We start from the raw sequence: 18,518 nt of genomic DNA, 5'->3' as shown, positions 1-18,518 counted from the left end.
GATCACGGATGTCGGGCCGCTCGCCTAGGGTCGGCCCATGACCGAGTTCGACGCGGCCTCCGCCGCCGTCCAGGCCGCCCTCGACGCGGGCGCCCGGTACGCCGACGCCCGGGTGATGCACCGGCGCTACGAGTCGATGTCGGCCCGCAACGGGGACGTCGAGGAGCTGACCCAGGACGAGAGCGTCGGGCTGGGCGTCCGGGCGCTGGTCGGGTCGAGTTGGGGCTTCCACGCCGTCCCCGACCTGTCCGACGCGGCCGCCCGCGACGCCGGCCGGCGTGCCGCGCGGACGGCCGCCGCGAGCGCCCGCGTGCCCGGGCCGCCCATCGACCTGGTGCCGGCCGAGCCGGTCACCGCGAGCTGGGCCTCGGCCTGCGAGGTGGATCCGCTCGGCGTGGCGCTGTCGACCAAGGGTGACCTGCTCGTCGAGGCGACCAAGCTGGTGGCCGAGCACGGCGCCGACGTGGCCGAGGGCCTCTACCAGATCTGGGACACGGCGAAGTGGTTCGTCTCCAGCGAGGGCCACCGGATCGACCAGCGCATCCGCGAGTGCGGCGGTGGTATCTCGGCCACCTCGATCGGGGACGGCGAGACCCAGCGCCGCTCGTACCCGAGCTACCGCGGCCAGTACGGCACGACCGGCTGGGAGCTGGTCGACTCGCTCGGCCTGACCGCGCACGCCGCGCGGATCGCCGAGGAGTCCCGGGCGCTGCTCACCGCTCCGCTCTGCCCGGCCGGCGAGACCGACCTGATCCTCGGCGGCGAGCAGCTCGCGCTGCAGATCCACGAGTCGGTCGGGCACGCCATCGAGCTGGACCGGATCCTCGGCTGGGAGGCCGCGTTCGCCGGCACCTCCTGGCTCGACCTGGCCCAGCTCGGGTCGCTGCGCTACGGCTCGGAGCTGATGACGATCACCATCGACCCGACGATCCCCGGCGCGCTGGGCAGCTTCGGGTACGACGACGAGGGCTCGCCGGCCGTCAAACGGGACGCGGTCCGCGAGGGACGCTGGGTGGGTGTGCTCGCCGGCCGGGATTCGGCCGCGGTCGCCGGCCTGGACCATGGCGGCAGCGTCCGCGCGGACGGCTGGGCGCGGCTGCCGATGGTCCGGATGACGAACGTGGGCCTGGAGCCCGGCCCGCACACCCTGGAGGAGATCGTCGCGGCGACCGACGACGGTGTGCTGATGGACGTCAACCGCTCCTGGTCGATCGACGACAAGCGGCTCAACTTCCAGTTCGGCTGCGAGATCGGCTGGGAGATCAGGAAGGGCAGACGGGGGCGGATGCTGCGCAACCCGACGTACACCGGCATCGGCCCGATCTTCTGGCGCTCGATGGACATGCTGTCCGGCGAGACCGTCTCCTGGGGCACGCCCAACTGCGGCAAGGGCCAGCCCGGCCAGGTCGGGCACACCGGCCACCCGGCGGCACCGGCCCGCTTCCGCGACGTCCGGGTGGGGGTGCGCGCGTGAACGGGCCGCACGACCGGTCCGAGCCGGACCTCGCCGGCCAGGTGATCGAACTGGTCCGGCGGCTCGGCGGGCCGGCCACCCAGGCCGAGGTGGTGGTGACCCGGGCGGACGTGGCGTTGACCCGGTTCGCCAACTCGTTCATCCACCAGAACGTCGCCGAGTCCGGCGTCGGGGTCCGCCTGCGGGTGCACGCGGACGGGCGTACCGCCGCCGGCAGCGGCAGCGTGGTGACCGCCGACGGTCTGTCCGCGCTCGTCGAGCGCACCCTGGCCGCCGCACGGCTCTGCCCGCCCGACCCGGCCTGGCCCGGCCTCACCCCGCCCGCACCGACCCCGTCCGGCGCGCCGGTGGACGAGGCCACCGCGTACGCGGAGCCGGACGAGCGGGCCGAGCGGGTCCGGGCGTTCGTGGCGGCGGCCGGCGGGCTGGAGGCGGCGGGCTACTGCCGCACGGCGTTTCGTTCGTCGGCGTTCGCCAACTCGGCCGGCCACTCGGCACGGGGCCGCACGGCCGAGGCGGCGATGGACGGCATCGCCCGCACCGGCGGGGCGGACGGGGTGGCGCGACTGGCCGCCGACCGCCTCGCCGACCTCGACGGCACGGTGCTGGGCGCCCGCGCGGCCGCGAAGGCCCGGGCGGCGGCCGACCCGGTCGAGCTGGTTCCCGGCCGCTACGAGGTGGTGCTGGAGCCGGCCGCGGTCGCCGACCTGCTGCAGAATCTCTCCTTCTACGGCTTCAACGGCAAGCGGTACGCCGAGCGGCAGTCCTTCGCCGAGCCGGGGGTCGCCCAGTTCGACCCGCTGGTCACCCTGGTCGACGATCCACTCGGCGGCTCCGGGCTGCCGTTCGATGTGGAGGGCACCCCGCGCGGCCCGGTGACCCTGGTCGACGCCGGCACCACCCGCGCCGTGACCCACGACCGGCGTACCGCGGCGGAGGTCGGCACGGCCTCGACCGGGCACGCCGTCGCCGGCGGCGCCACCTGGGGGCCGATGCCCCGCAACCTGCGCCTGTCCCCCGCAGCGGCCGCGCCGGCCGCCGCCGGTCCGCCGGCCGGCGAGTCGGAGTGGGTGGGCGGCGGGGACCTCTCCGGCGCGGTCGTCGATCCGGACACCGCCGCACTGGTCGCCGGGGTGCGGCGCGGCCTGCTGGTCAGCGACCTCTGGTACACGCGGGTGCTCGACCCGAAGAGCCTGGTCGTCACCGGCCTGACCCGCAACGGCGTATGGCTGGTGGAGGACGGGGTGGTCGCCCGCGCGGTCCGCGACTTCCGCTTCACCGAGGCGTACCCGAGGGCGCTCGGCCCCGGCGCGGTGCGCGGCCTGGGGCGGCGACCGGTGCGCCAGCCCGACCGGGTCGACGGCGTCTGGTGGGAGGCGCCGGCGTTGCGGCTCGCCTCGTGGAACTTCACCGGCGGGGCTTCCGGCTGACCTGGTGGAGTCCTGCCTGGATCTGGAACGGGACGCGGTCGGCGTCCGCACCGCCACCAGCCGGTCCTGACGGGCGGACATCGATTGTGACGGAAGGGGTTTCCAAGCGCCGGAACACACGGGACACTGCCTTGCGCGGACGGCTCGCGAAGATCGGCGTAACGTGTGTCACTTAGCTGCGCCGTATCGCCGGCGCGGTCGTTGGTGTGCGCAAGACGTGGCAGTGGACGCGGTCTGGCCGGTCCGCTGACCGAAGGGAACGTGATCCGCCGCCCGTCAGGGCCCCGTCAGGGAGACGACTGGAAATGACATCAACGGCAACGAGGCCGGGAGGGCCGGGTGCACGGCCCCGCGCCGCCATCTCGGCGAGGACGTTGCGTACCGACCGCTGGTGGGTGCAGCCCGCCATCATCGCCGCGATCCTGCTCCTCTTCATCGTCTACTCGACGGTCCGCATCTTCATGGCGAAGTGGTACTACGTCGAGGACTTCCACTACCTCACGCCGCTGTACTCGCCGTGCGTGTCGAACGAGTGCGTGCCCGGCTCGGCCCACTTCGGCACCCCGTTCGGCGACTTCCCGTTCTTCGTTCCGCTCGGCATCATCGCGTTCCCGATCGTGGCCGGGTTCCGGGTGACCTGCTACTACTACCGCAAGGCGGGCTACCGCTCGCTGTGGGCGTCGCCCCCGGCCTGCGCCGTGACCGAGCCGCACAAGAAGTACACCGGTGAGACCCGGTTTCCGCTGTTCGTCATGAACTGGCACCGCTACTTCTTCTACCTGGCGGCAGTGATCCTGCTGGTCAACCTCTACGACGCGGTCCTCGCGTTCCGCGGGCCGGACGGCGGCTTCGGCATCGGCCTGGGCACCCTGATCATCCTGGTGAACGTCGTCGCCCTCGCCGGCTACACGCTCTCCTGCCACGCCTGCCGGCACGTGATGGGCGGGCGGCTCAAGCACTTCTCCAAGAACCCGCTGCGCTACCGCTTCTGGACGTTCGTGTCCAAGCTGAACGTCCGGCACGGCACGTTCGCCATGGTGTCGCTGTTCACGGTGATCTTCACCGACCTGTACATCATGGCCGTCGCGGCCAAGTGGATCACCGACCTGCGGTTCATCAACTAGAGGGCCCCCTGATATGACCACTACCACGCGAATCGAACGACACCACTACGACGTCGTCGTGATCGGGGCCGGCGGCGCCGGGCTGCGGGCGGCGATCGAGGCCCGGCTCGCCGGCAAGAAGACGGCGATCATCTCGAAGTCGCTCTTCGGCAAGGCCCACACGGTGATGGCCGAGGGCGGCGCCGCCGCCGCGATGGGCAACGTGAACAGCCGGGACACCTGGCAGGTGCACTTCCGCGACACGATGCGCGGCGGCAAGTTCCTCAACAACTTCCGGATGGCCGAGCTGCACGCGAAGGAGTCGCCGCAGCGGATCTGGGAGCTGGAGACGTACGGTGCGCTCTTCGACCGCACCAAGGACGGGAAGATCTCGCAGCGCAACTTCGGTGGCCACGAGTACCCGCGGCTGGCGCACGTCGGTGACCGCACCGGCCTGGAGTTGATCCGCACCCTCCAGCAGAAGGTCGTCTCCCTCCAGCAGGAGGACAAGCGCGAGCACGGCTCGTACGACGCCCGGCTCAAGGTCTTCGCCGAGACCACGATCACCGAGCTGTTGCTCGACGGGGACCGGATCGCCGGGGCGTTCGGCTACTACCGGGAGTCCGGCGAGTTCGTCCTCTTCGAGGCCCCCGCGGTGGTGCTGGCGACCGGTGGTGTCGGCCGCTCGTACAAGGTCACCTCGAACTCGTGGGAGTACACCGGGGACGGCCACGCGTTGGCACTGCGCGCCGGGGCGACGCTGATCAACATGGAGTTCCTCCAGTTCCACCCGACCGGCATGGTCTGGCCGCCCTCGGTCAAGGGCATCCTGGTCACCGAGTCGGTCCGCGGTGACGGCGGCGTCCTCAAGAACTCCGACGGCAAGCGGTTCATGTTCGACTACGTGCCGGACGTGTTCCGCAAGCAGTACGCGGACAACGAGGCCGAGGCGGACCGCTGGTACGACGACCCGGACAACAACCGGCGCCCGCCGGAGCTGCTGCCCCGCGACGAGGTCGCCCGCGCCATCAACAGCGAGGTCAAGGCCGGCCGGGGCACGCCCGCCGGCGGCGTCTACCTGGACATCGCCTCCCGGCTGCCGGCCGAGGAGATCCGCCGCCGCCTGCCGTCGATGTACCACCAGTTCAAGGAGCTGGCCGACGTCGACATCACCAGGGAGCCGATGGAGGTCGGCCCGACCTGCCACTACGTGATGGGTGGCGTCGAGGTCGACCCGGATTCCGGCGCGGCGTTCGGGCAGGTGCGCGGGCTGTTCGCCGCCGGCGAGGTGTCCGGCGGCATGCACGGCTCCAACCGGCTCGGCGGCAACTCCCTGTCCGACCTGCTCGTCTTCGGCAAGCGCGCGGGCGGTCACGCCGCCTCGTACGCCGACGGTCTGGCCGCCCGGCCGCGGGTGCCGGTGACCGTGGTGGAGGCCGCGGTGGAGACGGCCCTGGCGCCGCTGCAGCGGGACACCGGCGAGAGCCCGTACACCCTCCAGCAGGACCTCCAGGCGGTGATGGGCGACCTGGTCGGCATCATCCGGCGGGAGGGCGAGCTGGTGGAGGCGCTGAGCCGGCTCGGCGAGCTGCGCGAGCGGGTGGCCAAGGTGAGCGCGGCCGGCGGCCGGCGCTACAACCCCGGCTGGCACCTGGCCCTGGACCTGCGCAACATGCTGGTCGTCTCGGAGTGCACCGCGAAGGCGGCGCTGGAGCGGCAGGAGTCGCGGGGCGGCCACACCCGGGAGGACTACCCGGCGATGGACCCGGCGTGGCGCCGGGTCAACCTGGTCTGCTCGCTGGAGGGCGACACCGTTCGCCTGGACCGCAAGCCGCTGCCGAAGATGCGCCCGGAGCTGGTCGCGCTCTTCGACCGGGCGGAGCTGGCCAAGTACCTGACCGACGAGGAGCTGACGGAGTTCGACGCCCTCGCTGAGGAGGCGGGCAAGTAATGGGCACCGACAAGACCGAGGCGGCCGGCAAGCCGGCTACGAAGAGGCAGTTCCGCATCTGGCGGGGCGACGAGACCGGCGGCGACCTTCAGGACTACATGGTCGAGGTCAACGAGGGCGAGGTGGTCCTCGACATCATCCACCGGCTCCAGGCCACCGACGCGCCGGACCTGGCCTGCCGCTGGAACTGCAAGGCGGGCAAGTGCGGCTCCTGCTCGATGGAGATCAACGGCAAGCCGAAGCTCAGCTGCATGACCCGGATGTCGACGTTCGCCGAGGACGAGACGATCACCGTCACGCCGCTGCGCACCTTCCCCGTCGTCCGGGATCTGGTCACCGACGTCTCGTACAACTACGAGAAGGCCCGGGAGACGCCGGCGTTCGCCCCACCGCCCGGGGTCGCGCCGGGCGACTACCGGATGCAGCAGGTCGACGTGGAGCGCTCGCAGGAGTTCCGCAAGTGCATCGAGTGCTTCCTGTGCCAGACGGTCTGCCATGTCGTCCGGGACCACGAGGAGAACAAGACGGCCTTCTCCGGGCCGCGGTACTTCATCCGCGCCGCAGAGCTGGACATGCACCCGCTGGACGCGCGGACCGACCGCAAGGAGTACGCGCAGGCCGAGCAGGGCCTGGGCTACTGCAACATCACCAAGTGCTGCACCGAGGTCTGCCCGGAGCACATCAAGATCACCGACAACGGGATCATCCCCATGAAGGAGCGGGTCGTCGACCGCAGGTACGATCCCCTCGTGTGGCTTGGTAGCAAGATCTTCCGGAGGGGTCAGGTGCCTCAGACCATCGTGACCGGTGAGCACTCCCCGGGTGCCGTCGGCGCCCACGCCGCGGCGGGCCCGGCCGGGGTCCACTCGCACGCGGGTGGCTCGCACGACCCGCAGTCGGAGACGCAGGCGCAGCAGGGCGTCAACTGGCACCGGGAGGTGCCCAAGCCCACCGCGCCGGCCGTCGACTCGTCGGGTCGGATGCCCCTGACCGAGCTCACCTTCGACCGCGCGGCCGCACCGTCGCCGTTCGGCGACGACGTGACGTTCCCGCTGCCGCCGGAGCACCTCAATTTCGCCCACCCGGAGCAGGACAAGCACTGAGATCGGTCGAGACGATGACGGGGGCCGCGGCACACGCCGCCGGCCCCCGTCCCTTTTCGGCCCGGCCGTCCGGTCGGGGGAACGGTCAGTCGGCGGCCAGGAGGGGCCGGAGTGCGGCGACGATCGGGGCGTCGGCGGGAAGCCAGGTGACGGTGTCCAGTTCGGTGGCGGAGAGCCAGCGCAGCGCCGAGTGCTCCAGGGGCTGCGGCTGGTCGCCGTGCAGCAGGCGGGCCGCGTACACCTTGAGCACCGAGCGGCCGTGGGCCATCCGTACGTTGCGGCCGACCCGGTCGCCGATCTCGACGCGGACGGCGAGCTCCTCGGCGCACTCGCGGGCCAGGGCGGCGGTCTCGGTCTCCCCCGGCTCGACCTTGCCGCCCGGGAACTCCCACATGCCCGCCACCTCGGGAGGCGCGGAACGCGCGCAGGCGAGCACCCGCCCGTCCCGGATGATCGCCGCACCGACGATCACCTTCGGCTCCCGTCGCTCAACCTGCCCGCCGTCGTTGGCCCGTTCGGTCCGCACGGGCGTCCAGCGTGCCAGATCAATCGGCGGTTTGGGTACCGTGGCCGACCGTCAGGCCAAGAAGACACGGAAGTGTGGCCGTGGACACACTCACCGTGCGCCGACAGACTAGAGCCACCGGCAAGACACGGGACGGCGACGATTTGGCCACAAGCCGGCAACGGCGCCTGGGAGGTGTGGTGATGCGTGTGCTGTTCGGCGGGCGGGGGAAGCACGACTACCTCAGCGACGCGTTGACCCTTCTCCCCGGTTGGACCCGGGAGGGTGAGCAGATCCGACGCACCCTCGTCATCGACGACTCGCAGCACGCGGCGCTCACCGAGCGGGTCAAGGTCGTCGCCGACGCGCTGCACCTGCGCCCCGAGATCAGCCGGCGCGCCGACCACACGCTGATCCGGGTGGGGCACGGCAACGCGCCGCTCACCGAGGGCGAGGTCCTGCTGGCGGCCCGCATCGAGGACGCGTACCGCGCGGTCACCGAGTCCTGACCCGAGCCCCGCCCGCCTCCGACGGCTGCGAGCGGGGCTCGACGACATCAGGCCGGCCGGTCCTGCGGATACCAGCGCAGCTCGACGGCGTTGCCGTCCGGGTCCCGCACGTACACCGAGGTGGCGCTGCCCCGGGCACCGAAGCGGCCGACCGGCCCCTCCAGCACGTCGAAGAGCCCGCCGGCGATGACCTCCGACCAGTTCAGCGGCTCGACCACCAGGCAGAAGTGGTCGACGTTCGTCCCGGCCCGCTCCCCCCGGACCAGGTCGATGATCGTCTCCGGGCTCACCCGGACCGACGGGAACGGGACACGCCCGGCCCGCCACTCGTCGGCGCGGACCGGCGCCAGGCCGAGCCGGTCGCAGTAGAAGTCGAGGGAGCGCTCGACGTCGGCGACCGTGAGCACGAGATGGTCGAAGCCGGTGATCCGCACGGCGTTCACCGCGTCTCCAGCTCGTACGCCCGGCGCAGCCATCCGGTGAAGAGCACCGGGTCGACGTCGGCGGCGGTCCGCACCTTGACCGAGGCCATCCGCCGCGCACCGGCCACCAGCCGGCCGGACGGGTCGGGGACGTCCTGCCCCCGCCACAGCCCGAACGTCACGTACGAGGCGTACGGCTTCAGCAGGCAGACCGGCCGCGCGCCCGGCCGGTCCCCCAGGCCCCAGACCGGGTGGCCGTGCCACACCGCTGCGGTGGCCTCGGGCAGGGCGGCCTCGATGACGGCGCGGAGCTGTTCGGCGGTCTCCCGCAGTGGTTCGTCGAGGGCGGTGAGGTGGTCGGTCACCGTCATGGTGTGCCCCTTTCCGGGTCGGCTTCGGTGCTCTCACCCTGCGCCGGGCGGGCGGCGCGACCAAGACGGAATCGCGCCACTATCGTTGAGCGAGACTCAACGACGGGATGGGACGTGCTGGAACGCCACGAGCTGGAGACCTTCCTGACCCTCGCCGAGGAGCTGCACTTCGGCCGTACGGCCGAGCGCCTGCGGGTGAGCACCGGGCGGGTCAGCCAGGTGATCCGCACGCTCGAACGCCGGATCGGCGCTCCGCTGTTCGCGCGGACCAGCCGGGTCGTCCAGCTCACCCCGATCGGCCGGCAGCTCGCCGACGACCTGGCCCCGCTGATGGCCGGCATCGAGGACGCGGTGCGCCGGGCCACCGAGGCGGGACGCGGTGTGACCGGACGGCTGCGCGTCGCCTTCCTCGGCGAATGGACCGCTCCGGTGCTGCTCAAGGCCGTCGCCCTGTTCGGCCAGCGGCACCCGGAGTGCCAGGTGGAGGTGCGCGAGGTCCAGCTCGCCAACTCGCGGTCCAGCCTGGTGGACGGATCGATCGACCTGCTGATCGCCGCGTACCCCTTCGACGGGATGTCCTGCGGCCCGGCGCTGCTGGAGGAGGCCCGGGTGCTCGCGGTGCCCGCCGGCCATCCGCTGACCCGACGGGCGTCGGTCTCCCTGGAGGTGCTCGCCGACCATCCCGTGGTGCAGTACCCGTCGGCGACCTCGGCCGGCTTCAAGCACGACCGCACGCCGGAACACACCCCGTCGGGGCGGCCCGTACCGAAGGGGCCGGTGGGCGAGACGTTCTCCGAGATGCTGACGCTGGTCGCGATGGGCCGTGGCGTGCTGCCGGTCGGCGAGCACACCCGCCGCTACTACCCGCGCCCCGACGTCGCGTACGTGCCGATCCACGACGCGCCGCCGATCCGGCGCGGCCTGGTGTGGCGGGAGAGCAACACGACGGCCCGGGCCCGCGAGTTCGTCCGGGCCGCGAGCGACGCCAACCCGGCGCCCACCGGTTGATCTTGGTGGTGGTCCGCCCGACCTACCCTGGGGTCATGGCGAACGCGACGTACGACCGCAAGGAGCAGTTCCAGCAGATCCAGAGCGGCCTGCTCGAGGGTGAGCAGATCATCGCCGTCTACGACGCCGTCGGCACCGGCACCGGCTTCATCGGCCTGACCGACCGGCGCGTGATCATCCAGGACCGCTCGTTCATCGGCAAGCGGTACGCGATCACCAGCATCCCGTACTCGAAGATCACCAGCGTGAGCGTGGTCAGCAACAAGTCGTGGGGCGGCTCGTTCTTCTCCACCGGCGCCATCGCCATCCACGTCGGCACGCACACCTACGAGGTGGAGTTCCGCGGCGCGCAGAAGAGCCACCACGTCCACAACGTGATCCTCCACTACATCAGCTGACGCGCTCCTTGCCGAGATCCTGGAAGGTTCCGGCCCCTGGAGGGCCGCAGGCTTCCACGATCTGCCGCAGGTCAGGGGCGCAGCTCGGCCGCCCGGTCCAGCAGAGCGCGGCGCTCGGCCCCGGAGTGGGCGGCCGCCGCCTCGCGGAACAGCGCCGCCGCCCGCGCGGTGTCACCTCGCCGGGCGGTCAGGTCCGCCTCGGCGGCGATGGCGAGCGGATACCCGTCGAGCGCCCCGCCCGCCCGCGCCGCCGCCAGCAGGCTCAAACCCGCCTCCGGCCGGTACGCGTAGCCGTGGGCGACGGCCCGGTTCAGCTCGACCACCGGTGACGGCTGAAGGTCGGCCAGCCGGTCGTACGCCCGGGCGATCGCCGGCCAGTCGGTGGCCTCGGCGGACGCGGCGGCGGCGTGGCACGCCGCGATCCGGGCCTGGAGGGCGTACGGGCCGTGCCCGGCGCGGGCCAGGGCGGCGAGACCCTCGGCGATCAACCCCTGATCCCACCGGGACCGGTCCTGCCGGTCCAGGGTCAACAGGTTCCCGTCGCCGTCCCGCCGCGCGTCGCGGCGGGAGTCGTGCAGCAGCACGAGCGCCAGCAGCCCGGCCACCTCGGGCTGCCCCGGCATCAGCCGGTCCAGCAGCCGCGCCAACCGGATCGCCTCGTCGGCGAAGGCGGGCTGACCGTCGGCGTCGTACCCGCGCGTGAAGAGCAGATACAGTACGGCCAGCACGCCGGGAAGCCGCTCGTCGAGGTTCCGCCCGGTCGGCACCCGGTACGGGATGCGCGCCGCCCGGATTTTCGCCTTGGCCCGGGTGAGCCGCCGCGTCATCGTCGCCTCGGAGACGAGGAACGCCCGTGCGATGTCCGTGGTGGCAACCCCGCAGACGGTACGCAGCGTCAGCGCGACCCGGGCCTCCAGCGCCAGGGCCGGGTGGCAGCAGGTGAACACGAGCCGCAGCCGGTCGTCCACGATCTCCCCCTCCCCCGGCGGGGCCTCCACTTCCGGCCCGGTCGACGCCAGCACCGCCAGATCCCGCAGCTTCCGGCGCTCGACGTGGGCCCGGCGCAGCACGTCGACCGCCCGGTTACGGGCCACGGTCATCAGCCAGCCGCCCGGGTTCCCCGGGACGCCCTCGACCGGCCACCGCTGCACCGCGCTCGCCAGCGCCTCCTGGGCGCAGTCCTCCGCGAGGGTCCAGTCCCCGGTGACCCGGATGAGGGCGGCGACGATCCGCGCGTACGCCTCCCGGCCAGCGGTGGCGACGGCCTCGGCCGCCACCACCGCGCCGCCGCGCGTCAACCCCGGTCCGTCAGTCATCCAGGTCCGCGAACGGCCGCAGCTCGATGCGCCCGCCCCGGGCCATCGGATGGGTACGCGCCACCTCGATCGCCTCGTCCAGGTCGGCGCACTCCAGAAGGTCGAAGCCGACGATGACCTCCTTGGTCTCGGCGAACGGGCCGTCGGAGACCAGCAGTTGACCGTTGCGGACGCGGACCGTGGTCGCGGCCGACGGCTCGGCGAGGCGCTCGCCGGTCAGCCGCCGCCCCCGGCTGTCGTTCTCCGCCACCCAGACCTCGACATCGGGCCAGTCCGAGCGGTCGGTGTCCGGCTCGGTGTCGGTGCAGACGAACATCAGGTACTTCATCGTGTGCTCCTCTCGCGAATGCGTCACGAGGATGACGAACGGCCGCCCCCGATCCGGACCGTCGGGCGGTCAGAATCTCGGCGGGCGCACCGAGCACGGCCCGTCGTGGTCGTCGCGCCGCCCGCAGCGACGGCCGCCGGGCAGCAGCGTGTCACAGAAGGCCCGGTGCCGCAGGTGCTGCGCGTCCTCGACGGACACCGTGGTCTCGCCGGGGTCGGTCTGCGGGAGCACGCTCACCCACCGCGCGACGACCCGCGCCAGGCGTACGGCGGACGACAGGTCCCGTGTGACGACGGGCAGGTGGATGACGAACCGCCCCGGATCGGCCGCCATCAGCGGAAAGCTCCGACGTTGCGGCGGCGGGCCTGCTCCGACTGCCAGCGCCGCAGCGCGTCCTTGATCCGCGTCGTCTCCTGCCGGCTGACGCCGAGCGCGTCGTAGACCGTGGAGAGATCGTCGGCCACCCGGTTCAGGAACTCGTGGACGTCGTCCGGGTCGAGACCTCGCCGACCGAACCGGCTGGGCCTGAACCGACGCTCCCGCACCTGCCAGGGGCGCAGCGGATGGTACGAGGCCGAACGGTAACAGGTGGACCCGTGGGCCGGCTCGGTCCGCTCGTGTCGGCCGCGCCGGCGGAAGAGTAGACGCACGACGATCTGCCTCTCTCGTCACAGGGGCATGGAATGGGACGCAACCGGGATGACGTCTGCCCGTTCTTCCCCGGTCACGTTGCGCAACAGGGAGACTATCAAGGAGCCAACATAGCAACAATGGATCGTTGCACTAAAGCCATGATGGATGTTGGCAACGGAGGTACAAGGCTGACCAGATGGCCATCGATCCGCACTCGCACACCCCGGTCTACGTGCAGCTCGCCGAGCTCATCCGGACGCAGATCGAGGCCGGCGAACTACCGCCTGGAGCCAACGTCGGAAGTGAGACCCGACTGAGCCAGGAGCACGGCATCGGCCGGGACGCGGTCCGCATGGCCATCGCGCTGCTGCGTTCCGAGGGACTGGTTACGACGAGCCGTCCCTTCGGCACCCGGGTCCGCGAGACACCGGAGCGGAGGAAGGTCGAGCTGGCACCGGGTGGCTCGGTGGTCGCTCGCATGCCGACGGGGAACGAGCGCCGCAGGATGCAGCTCGACGAGGGTGTGCCGATCCTTGAGGTTCGTGACGCCAAGGGCGAGGTAGAAGTCCTGCCGGGTGACGAGGTCGAGCTGACCCGTCCGGCCGACTGATCCACTCGACCTCCTGCCGGCTGAGTATCACCGTCCACCGGGGCAGCCCTGATGGACGGTGAAAGCTACGCTGCGCCCTCTACGGGGGCGGTGAGTTCGATGGGTGGACGGGCGTTGCGAGCCGCGATGCTGCTGCTCGGCGCGGTGTTGCTGGGCACGGCCGGGCTGAGCGCGGGAGCCTGGTACGGCGGCCGGGGTGCCACCCCGCCCACCCCGGAGCGGTCGACGGCCGTGGCGGAGGAGCTGCTCCCCGGCACCCACGCATCGGGATCGATGATCGTGCGAGGTTGGCGTCACGGCGTCGGCCTCGCCGACGACGACTACGGCTCCGGGCGGACCGAGCTGCACTACGGGGAGAGCCCGGACTGCGCGCTCACCGGGCTCCTGCGGCGTACCGCGGAATCCCGAGGTTGGCGGGACGGCCGCGCCGTGCCGGGCAGTCCGTGCGACGGCTGGCGGGTCGAGCGGGACGGGCTGCTCGTCACGCTCGCGCAGCACCCGACCGGCACCCGCCTCGCCGTCACGGCGGCACCACCCGCCGGCTTCGAGGCCGCCGTGGTCGGCGGCACCGTGCTCGGCGCGCTCGCCGGCGCGGGACTGTTCCTCCTGCTGGCTCGCACCCGCCGGCAGCCGCTCGCCGCCGCCCTGGTGACCGTCGGCCTGCTGCCGGGTGCGCAGTCCACCTGGTTCGACCTGCTCACCGACGGGCTGGCCGCGCCGACCTGGCCCGCGTGGCGGGCGTTGGCGCCCGTGCTGGTGCCATGGCTGGTGATCGCGCTGGTCACGGCGGCAGTCCTCGCCCGACCCGCCACCCGACCGGCCACCCCCGCACCTGCCGAAGCGCCCTAGACGAGGCAGCCAGAAGCAGGTGCCAGCGCGACACCCGTCTAGCCGCTGAGATCGTCCTCCAGCCAGTAGACGGAGATGGCGAGGAGCGGCTCGGGTCCGTCGTTGCGAACCTGGTGCGGCACCTGGCTCTCGAAGGCCACGACATCCCCGGCGCCGACAGCGGTCGTCTGGTCGGCCCACGTCAACGTGCCGGTGCCCGTCACGATGACCCACACCTCACGGGACCGGTGGACATCGAAATCGTTGGACGTCCCGGGGGCCACCGACCACCGGGCGACCTCGAACGGGGCGGGCGCCTCCGACGGGAACGGCAGGCGGGCGCGGTGCACGGGACCGCCCTCGGCGAAGGTGTACCAGTGTGCGAAGGGCACGGGACCACTGGCTCGGCTGGTGCTCGGCATGCCGTCGAGGCTGCCGCCCCGACGCTGACCCGTCTGGCGGCAATCGGTCATCGTGGTCGCCGAGCGGCTACGGCCGCACCTTGCCGGAGACGCCGGACGTCCATCGGGCATGGTCCGCGATGAGCGGCTACCTCCGCGTGCCGTGCGAAGGATCAGCGCTGGGACGCCACGGCCCCGCTTTCGGAGACGTACGCGGTCAGGCGTTCAGCCACCTCGGAGGCCGACGGCATGGCGGCGATCTCGTCACTGAGGCGCTGTGCCGCCACGGTGAACGCGGGCTCGGTGAGCAGCCGGGCCAGCGCGGCGGCGACGGCCGAAGGTTCCTGCTCCCCGATCGGCAGGGCCAGTCCGGCTCCGGCTGCCTCTACGCGCTTCGCCTGGCGCTCCTGCCCTTCCGTGCCGGGCACGACGACGGCGGGGAGGCCGCGGGCCGCCGTGCCGAAGGTCGTGCCCGAACCGCCGTGGTGGACCACGGCCGTGACGCCGTCCAGCAGCTCCGCCGCCGGCAGGAAGGAGAACAGTTCCACCCGTCCCGGCTCCAGTCCGAACTCCTCAGCCGGGCGGCCGCCCGTCGCCGCCACCAGATCGACGTCGAGGGCGCTCAACGACCGAAGCACCGGGCCGAGCGCGGACGGCGCCCCGGGAGCGGTACTGAGGCTGACCAGTACGCGGGGTCGGCCGGTGCCCGGAACGCGGGCCGCACGCGGCGTGCCGTCGGGGGCCTGGTGCGGCTCCGGCCGCAGCGCGATGTGATCGAGCGGCGGCAGCGCACCGCCCCGTTGCAGGCTAGGTGGGCAGAGGTCGAGCAGCCAGCGGCCGGACGGCACGTGGTCCGGTGCGGCCAGACCGCGACTGAGGTACCGGGAGCGCGCCGCCACGGCAAGGGCGGCCAGGGATTCCGGCTCCAGCGCCGGGTCGATCGCCACCACCGCGGACGGCAGCTCGATCATGGCCGCGACGAGCGGACCCACGAAGTCGAGGTGCTCGGAGACGACCAGATCCGGCCGCCAGGCACGCGACCCGGCGAGAGCCTCGTCCACGGCCAGGTCGACGCGCACCCCGGCGAAGAACTCGCCGACGAGTTCCGGCGTCCTGCTGACCAGGATGTTGGTGCCGGTTCGACGCGCCAGCTCGTCGATCACCACGCCCGCTGTCGGACCGGCGGCGATCAGCTCGAAGCCTTCCGCCTCGACGGCAGCGGCCATGCCGGCGGCGCTGACGAAGGCAACGGAATGCCCCCGCTTGCGCAGGGCACGGGCCAACGGGAGCAGTGGCAGGAAATGGCCGTTGATCGGATTGTTGAAGAAGAGAACGCGCACTACGAGGAGCCTAGTCGGCGGGCGGGACCGCACGAGCCCTGGGTGCTGCCGGCAGCCGTACGGTGATCGTTCAGACGTTGAAGCGGAACTCCACCACGTCGCCGTCCTGCATGACGTACTCCTTGCCCTCGATGCGGACCTTGCCCGCCGCCTTGGCCGCGGCCATGCTGCCGGCCGCGACCAGGTCGCCGTAGGAGACGACCTCGGCCTTGATGAAGCCGCGCTGGAAGTCGGAGTGGATCACCCCGGCGGCCTCCGGCGCGGTCGCGCCGATCGGGACGGTCCAGGCCCGCGCTTCCTTGGGGCCGGCGGTGAGGTACGTCTGGAGCCCGAGCGTCCGGAAGCCGACCCGGACGAGCTGGTCCAGCCCGGGCTCGGACTGCCCGATCGACTCCAGCAGCTCGCGGGCCTCCTCCTCGGGCAGGTCCACCAGCTCGGACTCGATCTTGGCGTCCATGAAGACGGCCTCGGCCGGGGCGACCAGGGCGCGCAGCTCGTCGAGGAACTCCGCGTTGGCCAGCTCGGCCTCGTCGACGTTGAAGACGTACAGGAACGGCTTGGTGGTGAGCAGGTGCAGCTCGCGCAGGTGCTCCAGCTCGATGCCGGCGGCGGCCGCGCCCGCGTACAGGGTGGTGCCGCCGTCGAGCACGTCGACGGCGGCCTTGGCGGCGGCCAGGGCGGCGGCCCGGTCCTTGCGGAGCTTGGCCTCCTTCTCCAGCCGCGGCACGGCCTTCTCCAGCGTCTGGATGTCGGCGAGGATCAGCTCGGTGTTGATCGTCTCGATGTCGTCGGCCGGGGAGACCTTGCCGTCGACGTGCACCACGTTCGGGTCGGAGAAGGCGCGCACCACCTGGCAGATCGCGGAGGCGTCGCGGATGTTGGCGAGGAACGCGTTGCCCCGCCCCTGCCCCTTGGAGGCGCCGCGCACCAGGCCGGCGATGTCGACGAACGACACCGGCGCGGGGATCACCTTCTGCGAGGTGAAGATCTCGGCGAGCTTGTGCAGCCGCTCGTCCGGCAGACCGACGACACCGACGTTGGGCTCGATGGTGGCGAAGGGGTAGTTCGCCGCGAGCACGTCGTTCTTGGTCAGGGCGTTGAACAGCGTGCTCTTGCCGACGTTGGGTAGGCCGACGATGCCGATGGTGAGACTCACGACGAGCCAGCTTACGCCGGTGCCCACCGGCCACCCGCACCTGGCTCGGCTTTCGGGCTCCACCGGCACGGGTCATTGCCGGGGAGCTGCTGCGGGCGATCGAGGGGCCCGGGGTCCGGGCCATCGTCTGCGCCGCCTTCGAGGACCGGGTCTGACGCGGGGCCCGGTCAGTCGAGCAGGCGCGGGCCGATCGGCGTTTCGCGTACGCTGCCGTCGGGGCCCCGGCTGACCTCGTACGCCGACACCCCCGGACGGTCCGCGACCGCCTCGACCAGCCGTTCGCCCCGGTAGAGCAGGCCGGTGCCGTCGTCGGTGCAGTGCGCGGTCGGCAGCGTTCCGTCGCCGACCAGCCGGTGCATCAGCGGCCGGCGCTGCTCCTCGCTGTCGTAGTGCACGCCGTTGCCGTACGGCAGCCAGCCCAGCCCGCCGGTGAAGCCGCGCAGCGTGGGGCCGAAGCTGTCGGTGGCGCCACCGGTGTGCCAGCAGATGGAGCCGGCCGACACGCCGCCCAGCACGACGCCGGCCTCCCAGCACTCCCGCAGTATCTCGCCGAGGCCGTGCACCCCCCACACGGCCACCAGGTTCGCCACGCTGCCACCGCCGACCCAGATCACGTCCTGCGCCCGCAGGTGCGCCCGGACGTCGTCGACGTTCGGCAACGGGAACAGCGCCAGGTGGGTCATGCGGAAGCGACTGCCGGCGAACGCCTCGTACACCCGGGTCAGCGTGGTGGGCTGGTCCCCCTCGGCCTGGTTGAGGAAGCAGATCCTCGGCTCGCGCCCGGTCTCGGCCAGGTCGGCGGCCAGGTGGAAGATCGGGTTGATCCGCCGGGCCGCACCGTCCTTGCGCGGCGCGTAGACGCCCATGCTGGTCGCGAGGATGGTCGGTTCGCTGGCGGCCACGGTCGTCCTTCCGTCGGGAGCGCCGCCCATCCTGCCGCAGCCCACGCGGACCCCGCTCACCGGCCACCGCCGCCGTCGGCTCGCCACCGACCGGGTCCATCAAGAGCAATCGGGCCGTGGAGAGCGTTTCCCGGCCCCGTCGGCGGCGCGGACGGGTCTGGCGTGCGCCCCCCGGCGCCGGTCAGCGCTCGGCGTCGGTCACCGCGCCGAGGAGGGTACGCAGCAGGTCGCCGAGGCGCTCCTGGTCCTCCGGTGGCAGCACGTCGAGCAGCCGGCGCTGCACCGCGAGACCCGCCTCCGCCGCCTCCTCGACCAACTCCCGGCCGGCGTCGGTGAGGGTCACCTGGAGGCCCCGCCGGTCGGCCGGGTCGGGCGAGCGGCGGACCAGTCCGGCCCGTTCCAGCCGGTCGAGCCGGCCGGTCATGCCGCCCGAGGTGAGCATCATCGACGCGGCGAGCGCCTTCGGCGGCAGCGTGTACGGCGCACCGGCGCGGCGCAGCGCGGCGAGCACGTCGAACTCTCCCCGGCTGATCGACCATCGGGCGTACGTGCGCTCCTGCTCGTCGCCGACCAGGCGGGCCAGCCGGTAGATGCGGCCGAAGACGGCCATCGGCTCGGGTCGCATGCCCGGGCGTTCCCGCCGCCACTGCTCGACGATGCCGTCGACGTCGTCCCGTTGCGCCACATCCGGATTGTGCCGCACCTCGCACCCCTCACTTCACTCGACTCT

22 protein-coding genes are annotated in these 18,518 nt (G+C 72.4%); 10 read left to right on the top strand and 12 right to left on the bottom strand.

Going from position 1 to position 18,518, the window contains the following annotated elements:
- The first annotated feature begins 37 nt into the window (after positions 1-37).
- The 5 genes from AB0873_RS06050 (at position 38) to AB0873_RS06030 (ending at position 7,061) form a co-directional block, all read left to right on the top strand.
- On the top strand, positions 38-1,474 hold the full coding sequence (locus AB0873_RS06050) for a TldD/PmbA family protein (RefSeq protein WP_366598653.1): 1,437 nt from the start codon (positions 38-40) through the stop codon (positions 1,472-1,474).
- On the top strand, positions 1,471-2,904 hold the full coding sequence (locus AB0873_RS06045; protein ID WP_366598652.1) for a metallopeptidase TldD-related protein: 1,434 nt from the start codon (positions 1,471-1,473) through the stop codon (positions 2,902-2,904). Before AB0873_RS06050 ends, AB0873_RS06045 begins: the two co-directional genes overlap by 4 nt.
- Before the next feature lie 305 nt (positions 2,905-3,209).
- A complete protein-coding gene (locus tag AB0873_RS06040; protein WP_366598651.1) occupies positions 3,210-4,028 on the top strand; it encodes a hypothetical protein in 819 nt (272 codons plus the stop codon).
- Between the two features lie 13 nt (positions 4,029-4,041).
- Positions 4,042-5,958 (top strand): fumarate reductase/succinate dehydrogenase flavoprotein subunit, encoded by a 1,917-nt coding sequence (locus AB0873_RS06035; protein ID WP_155330375.1) that lies wholly within the window; start codon positions 4,042-4,044, stop codon positions 5,956-5,958.
- Positions 5,958-7,061 (top strand): succinate dehydrogenase/fumarate reductase iron-sulfur subunit, encoded by a 1,104-nt coding sequence (locus AB0873_RS06030; protein WP_155330374.1) that lies wholly within the window; start codon positions 5,958-5,960, stop codon positions 7,059-7,061. The genes AB0873_RS06035 and AB0873_RS06030 overlap by 1 nt, the downstream gene beginning before the upstream one ends.
- Positions 7,062-7,146: 85 nt before the next feature.
- Here the strand turns inward: AB0873_RS06030 and AB0873_RS06025 are convergent, their stop codons facing one another.
- A complete protein-coding gene (locus tag AB0873_RS06025; protein ID WP_155330373.1) occupies positions 7,147-7,587 on the bottom strand; it encodes a (deoxy)nucleoside triphosphate pyrophosphohydrolase in 441 nt (146 codons plus the stop codon).
- A gap of 182 nt (positions 7,588-7,769) precedes the next feature.
- On the opposite strand from AB0873_RS06025, the gene AB0873_RS06020 reads away from it, so the two are divergent.
- Positions 7,770-8,075 carry a pterin dehydratase gene (locus tag AB0873_RS06020; RefSeq protein WP_366598648.1) on the top strand — a complete coding sequence of 102 codons (306 nt, stop codon included), beginning with the start codon at positions 7,770-7,772 and terminating at the stop codon, positions 8,073-8,075.
- Between the two features lie 47 nt (positions 8,076-8,122).
- On the opposite strand, the gene AB0873_RS06015 is transcribed toward AB0873_RS06020, so the two are convergent.
- Both AB0873_RS06015 and AB0873_RS06010 read right to left on the bottom strand, forming a co-directional pair.
- Positions 8,123-8,518 carry a VOC family protein gene (locus AB0873_RS06015; protein ID WP_366598647.1) on the bottom strand — a complete coding sequence of 132 codons (396 nt, stop codon included), beginning with the start codon at positions 8,516-8,518 and terminating at the stop codon, positions 8,123-8,125.
- Positions 8,515-8,868, bottom strand: coding sequence for a DUF1801 domain-containing protein (locus tag AB0873_RS06010; RefSeq protein WP_366598646.1), 354 nt, complete (start codon positions 8,866-8,868; stop codon positions 8,515-8,517). The genes AB0873_RS06015 and AB0873_RS06010 overlap by 4 nt, the downstream gene beginning before the upstream one ends.
- A 114-nt stretch (positions 8,869-8,982) precedes the next feature.
- On the opposite strand from AB0873_RS06010, the gene AB0873_RS06005 reads away from it, so the two are divergent.
- Both AB0873_RS06005 and AB0873_RS06000 read left to right on the top strand, forming a co-directional pair.
- Positions 8,983-9,876: a LysR family transcriptional regulator gene (locus AB0873_RS06005; protein ID WP_366598645.1), complete on the top strand. Its 894-nt coding sequence runs from the start codon at positions 8,983-8,985 to the stop codon at positions 9,874-9,876.
- 35 nt (positions 9,877-9,911) lie between these two features.
- Positions 9,912-10,274, top strand: a complete 363-nt coding sequence (locus AB0873_RS06000) for a PH domain-containing protein (protein WP_130320299.1) — start codon at positions 9,912-9,914, stop codon at positions 10,272-10,274.
- Positions 10,275-10,345: 71 nt separating this feature from the next.
- Here AB0873_RS06000 and AB0873_RS05995 read toward each other — a convergent pair whose 3' ends face one another.
- From AB0873_RS05995 to AB0873_RS05980, 4 genes are all read right to left on the bottom strand, one after another.
- A complete protein-coding gene (locus AB0873_RS05995) occupies positions 10,346-11,590 on the bottom strand; it encodes a DUF6596 domain-containing protein (RefSeq protein ID WP_366598644.1) in 1,245 nt (414 codons plus the stop codon).
- Positions 11,583-11,918, bottom strand: a complete 336-nt coding sequence (locus AB0873_RS05990; RefSeq protein ID WP_155330370.1) for a YciI family protein — start codon at positions 11,916-11,918, stop codon at positions 11,583-11,585. Before AB0873_RS05990 ends, AB0873_RS05995 begins: the two co-directional genes overlap by 8 nt.
- A gap of 69 nt (positions 11,919-11,987) precedes the next feature.
- Positions 11,988-12,251 (bottom strand): hypothetical protein, encoded by a 264-nt coding sequence (locus AB0873_RS05985; RefSeq protein ID WP_366598643.1) that lies wholly within the window; start codon positions 12,249-12,251, stop codon positions 11,988-11,990.
- Positions 12,251-12,568 carry a DivIVA domain-containing protein gene (locus tag AB0873_RS05980; RefSeq protein WP_366598642.1) on the bottom strand — a complete coding sequence of 106 codons (318 nt, stop codon included), beginning with the start codon at positions 12,566-12,568 and terminating at the stop codon, positions 12,251-12,253. Before AB0873_RS05980 ends, AB0873_RS05985 begins: the two co-directional genes overlap by 1 nt.
- Before the next feature lie 179 nt (positions 12,569-12,747).
- On the opposite strand from AB0873_RS05980, the gene AB0873_RS05975 reads away from it, so the two are divergent.
- Together AB0873_RS05975 and AB0873_RS05970 are read left to right on the top strand one after the other, a co-directional pair.
- Positions 12,748-13,161, top strand: a complete 414-nt coding sequence (locus AB0873_RS05975; protein WP_366598641.1) for a winged helix-turn-helix domain-containing protein — start codon at positions 12,748-12,750, stop codon at positions 13,159-13,161.
- A 99-nt stretch (positions 13,162-13,260) separates the two neighbouring features.
- On the top strand, positions 13,261-14,010 hold the full coding sequence (locus tag AB0873_RS05970) for a hypothetical protein (protein ID WP_366598640.1): 750 nt from the start codon (positions 13,261-13,263) through the stop codon (positions 14,008-14,010).
- A gap of 38 nt (positions 14,011-14,048) precedes the next feature.
- Here AB0873_RS05970 and AB0873_RS05965 read toward each other — a convergent pair whose 3' ends face one another.
- From AB0873_RS05965 to AB0873_RS05945, 5 genes are all read right to left on the bottom strand, one after another.
- Positions 14,049-14,411, bottom strand: a complete 363-nt coding sequence (locus AB0873_RS05965; RefSeq protein WP_366598639.1) for a cupin domain-containing protein — start codon at positions 14,409-14,411, stop codon at positions 14,049-14,051.
- Between the two features lie 152 nt (positions 14,412-14,563).
- Positions 14,564-15,730, bottom strand: a complete 1,167-nt coding sequence (locus AB0873_RS05960; RefSeq protein ID WP_366598638.1) for a nucleotide disphospho-sugar-binding domain-containing protein — start codon at positions 15,728-15,730, stop codon at positions 14,564-14,566.
- 70 nt (positions 15,731-15,800) lie between these two features.
- Complete coding sequence (gene ychF / locus AB0873_RS05955; protein ID WP_155330364.1) at positions 15,801-16,886, bottom strand: redox-regulated ATPase YchF; 1,086 nt, start codon at positions 16,884-16,886, stop codon at positions 15,801-15,803.
- A gap of 167 nt (positions 16,887-17,053) precedes the next feature.
- Positions 17,054-17,818, bottom strand: a complete 765-nt coding sequence (locus AB0873_RS05950) for a peptidase E (protein ID WP_366598785.1) — start codon at positions 17,816-17,818, stop codon at positions 17,054-17,056.
- Between the two features lie 151 nt (positions 17,819-17,969).
- A complete protein-coding gene (locus AB0873_RS05945; RefSeq protein WP_366598637.1) occupies positions 17,970-18,473 on the bottom strand; it encodes a MarR family transcriptional regulator in 504 nt (167 codons plus the stop codon).
- Positions 18,474-18,518 lie beyond the last annotated feature (45 nt).

Origin of the sequence: Micromonospora sp. NPDC047707, assembly GCF_040704235.1 — a bacterium.
Taxonomy (GTDB): domain Bacteria; phylum Actinomycetota; class Actinomycetes; order Mycobacteriales; family Micromonosporaceae; genus Micromonospora.
Note: the sequence above shows the minus strand (reverse complement) of the source record. Positions and strands in the feature narration are given on the sequence as shown.

Coding starts and splice junctions, on each gene's coding strand:
- AB0873_RS05950 (WP_366598785.1), bottom strand. CDS start 17,818: ATGGGCGGCGCTCCCGACGGAAGGACGACCGTGGCCGCCAGCGAACCG.
- AB0873_RS06040 (WP_366598651.1), top strand. CDS start 3,210: ATGACATCAACGGCAACGAGGCCGGGAGGGCCGGGTGCACGGCCCCGC.
- AB0873_RS06030 (WP_155330374.1), top strand. CDS start 5,958: ATGGGCACCGACAAGACCGAGGCGGCCGGCAAGCCGGCTACGAAGAGG.
- AB0873_RS06050 (WP_366598653.1), top strand. CDS start 38: ATGACCGAGTTCGACGCGGCCTCCGCCGCCGTCCAGGCCGCCCTCGAC.
- AB0873_RS05985 (WP_366598643.1), bottom strand. CDS start 12,251: ATGGCGGCCGATCCGGGGCGGTTCGTCATCCACCTGCCCGTCGTCACA.
- AB0873_RS05970 (WP_366598640.1), top strand. CDS start 13,261: ATGGGTGGACGGGCGTTGCGAGCCGCGATGCTGCTGCTCGGCGCGGTG.
- AB0873_RS05975 (WP_366598641.1), top strand. CDS start 12,748: ATGGCCATCGATCCGCACTCGCACACCCCGGTCTACGTGCAGCTCGCC.
- AB0873_RS05990 (WP_155330370.1), bottom strand. CDS start 11,918: ATGAAGTACCTGATGTTCGTCTGCACCGACACCGAGCCGGACACCGAC.
- AB0873_RS05965 (WP_366598639.1), bottom strand. CDS start 14,411: ATGCCGAGCACCAGCCGAGCCAGTGGTCCCGTGCCCTTCGCACACTGG.
- AB0873_RS06010 (WP_366598646.1), bottom strand. CDS start 8,868: ATGACGGTGACCGACCACCTCACCGCCCTCGACGAACCACTGCGGGAG.
- AB0873_RS06000 (WP_130320299.1), top strand. CDS start 9,912: ATGGCGAACGCGACGTACGACCGCAAGGAGCAGTTCCAGCAGATCCAG.
- AB0873_RS06035 (WP_155330375.1), top strand. CDS start 4,042: ATGACCACTACCACGCGAATCGAACGACACCACTACGACGTCGTCGTG.
- AB0873_RS05995 (WP_366598644.1), bottom strand. CDS start 11,590: ATGACTGACGGACCGGGGTTGACGCGCGGCGGCGCGGTGGTGGCGGCC.
- AB0873_RS06020 (WP_366598648.1), top strand. CDS start 7,770: ATGCGTGTGCTGTTCGGCGGGCGGGGGAAGCACGACTACCTCAGCGAC.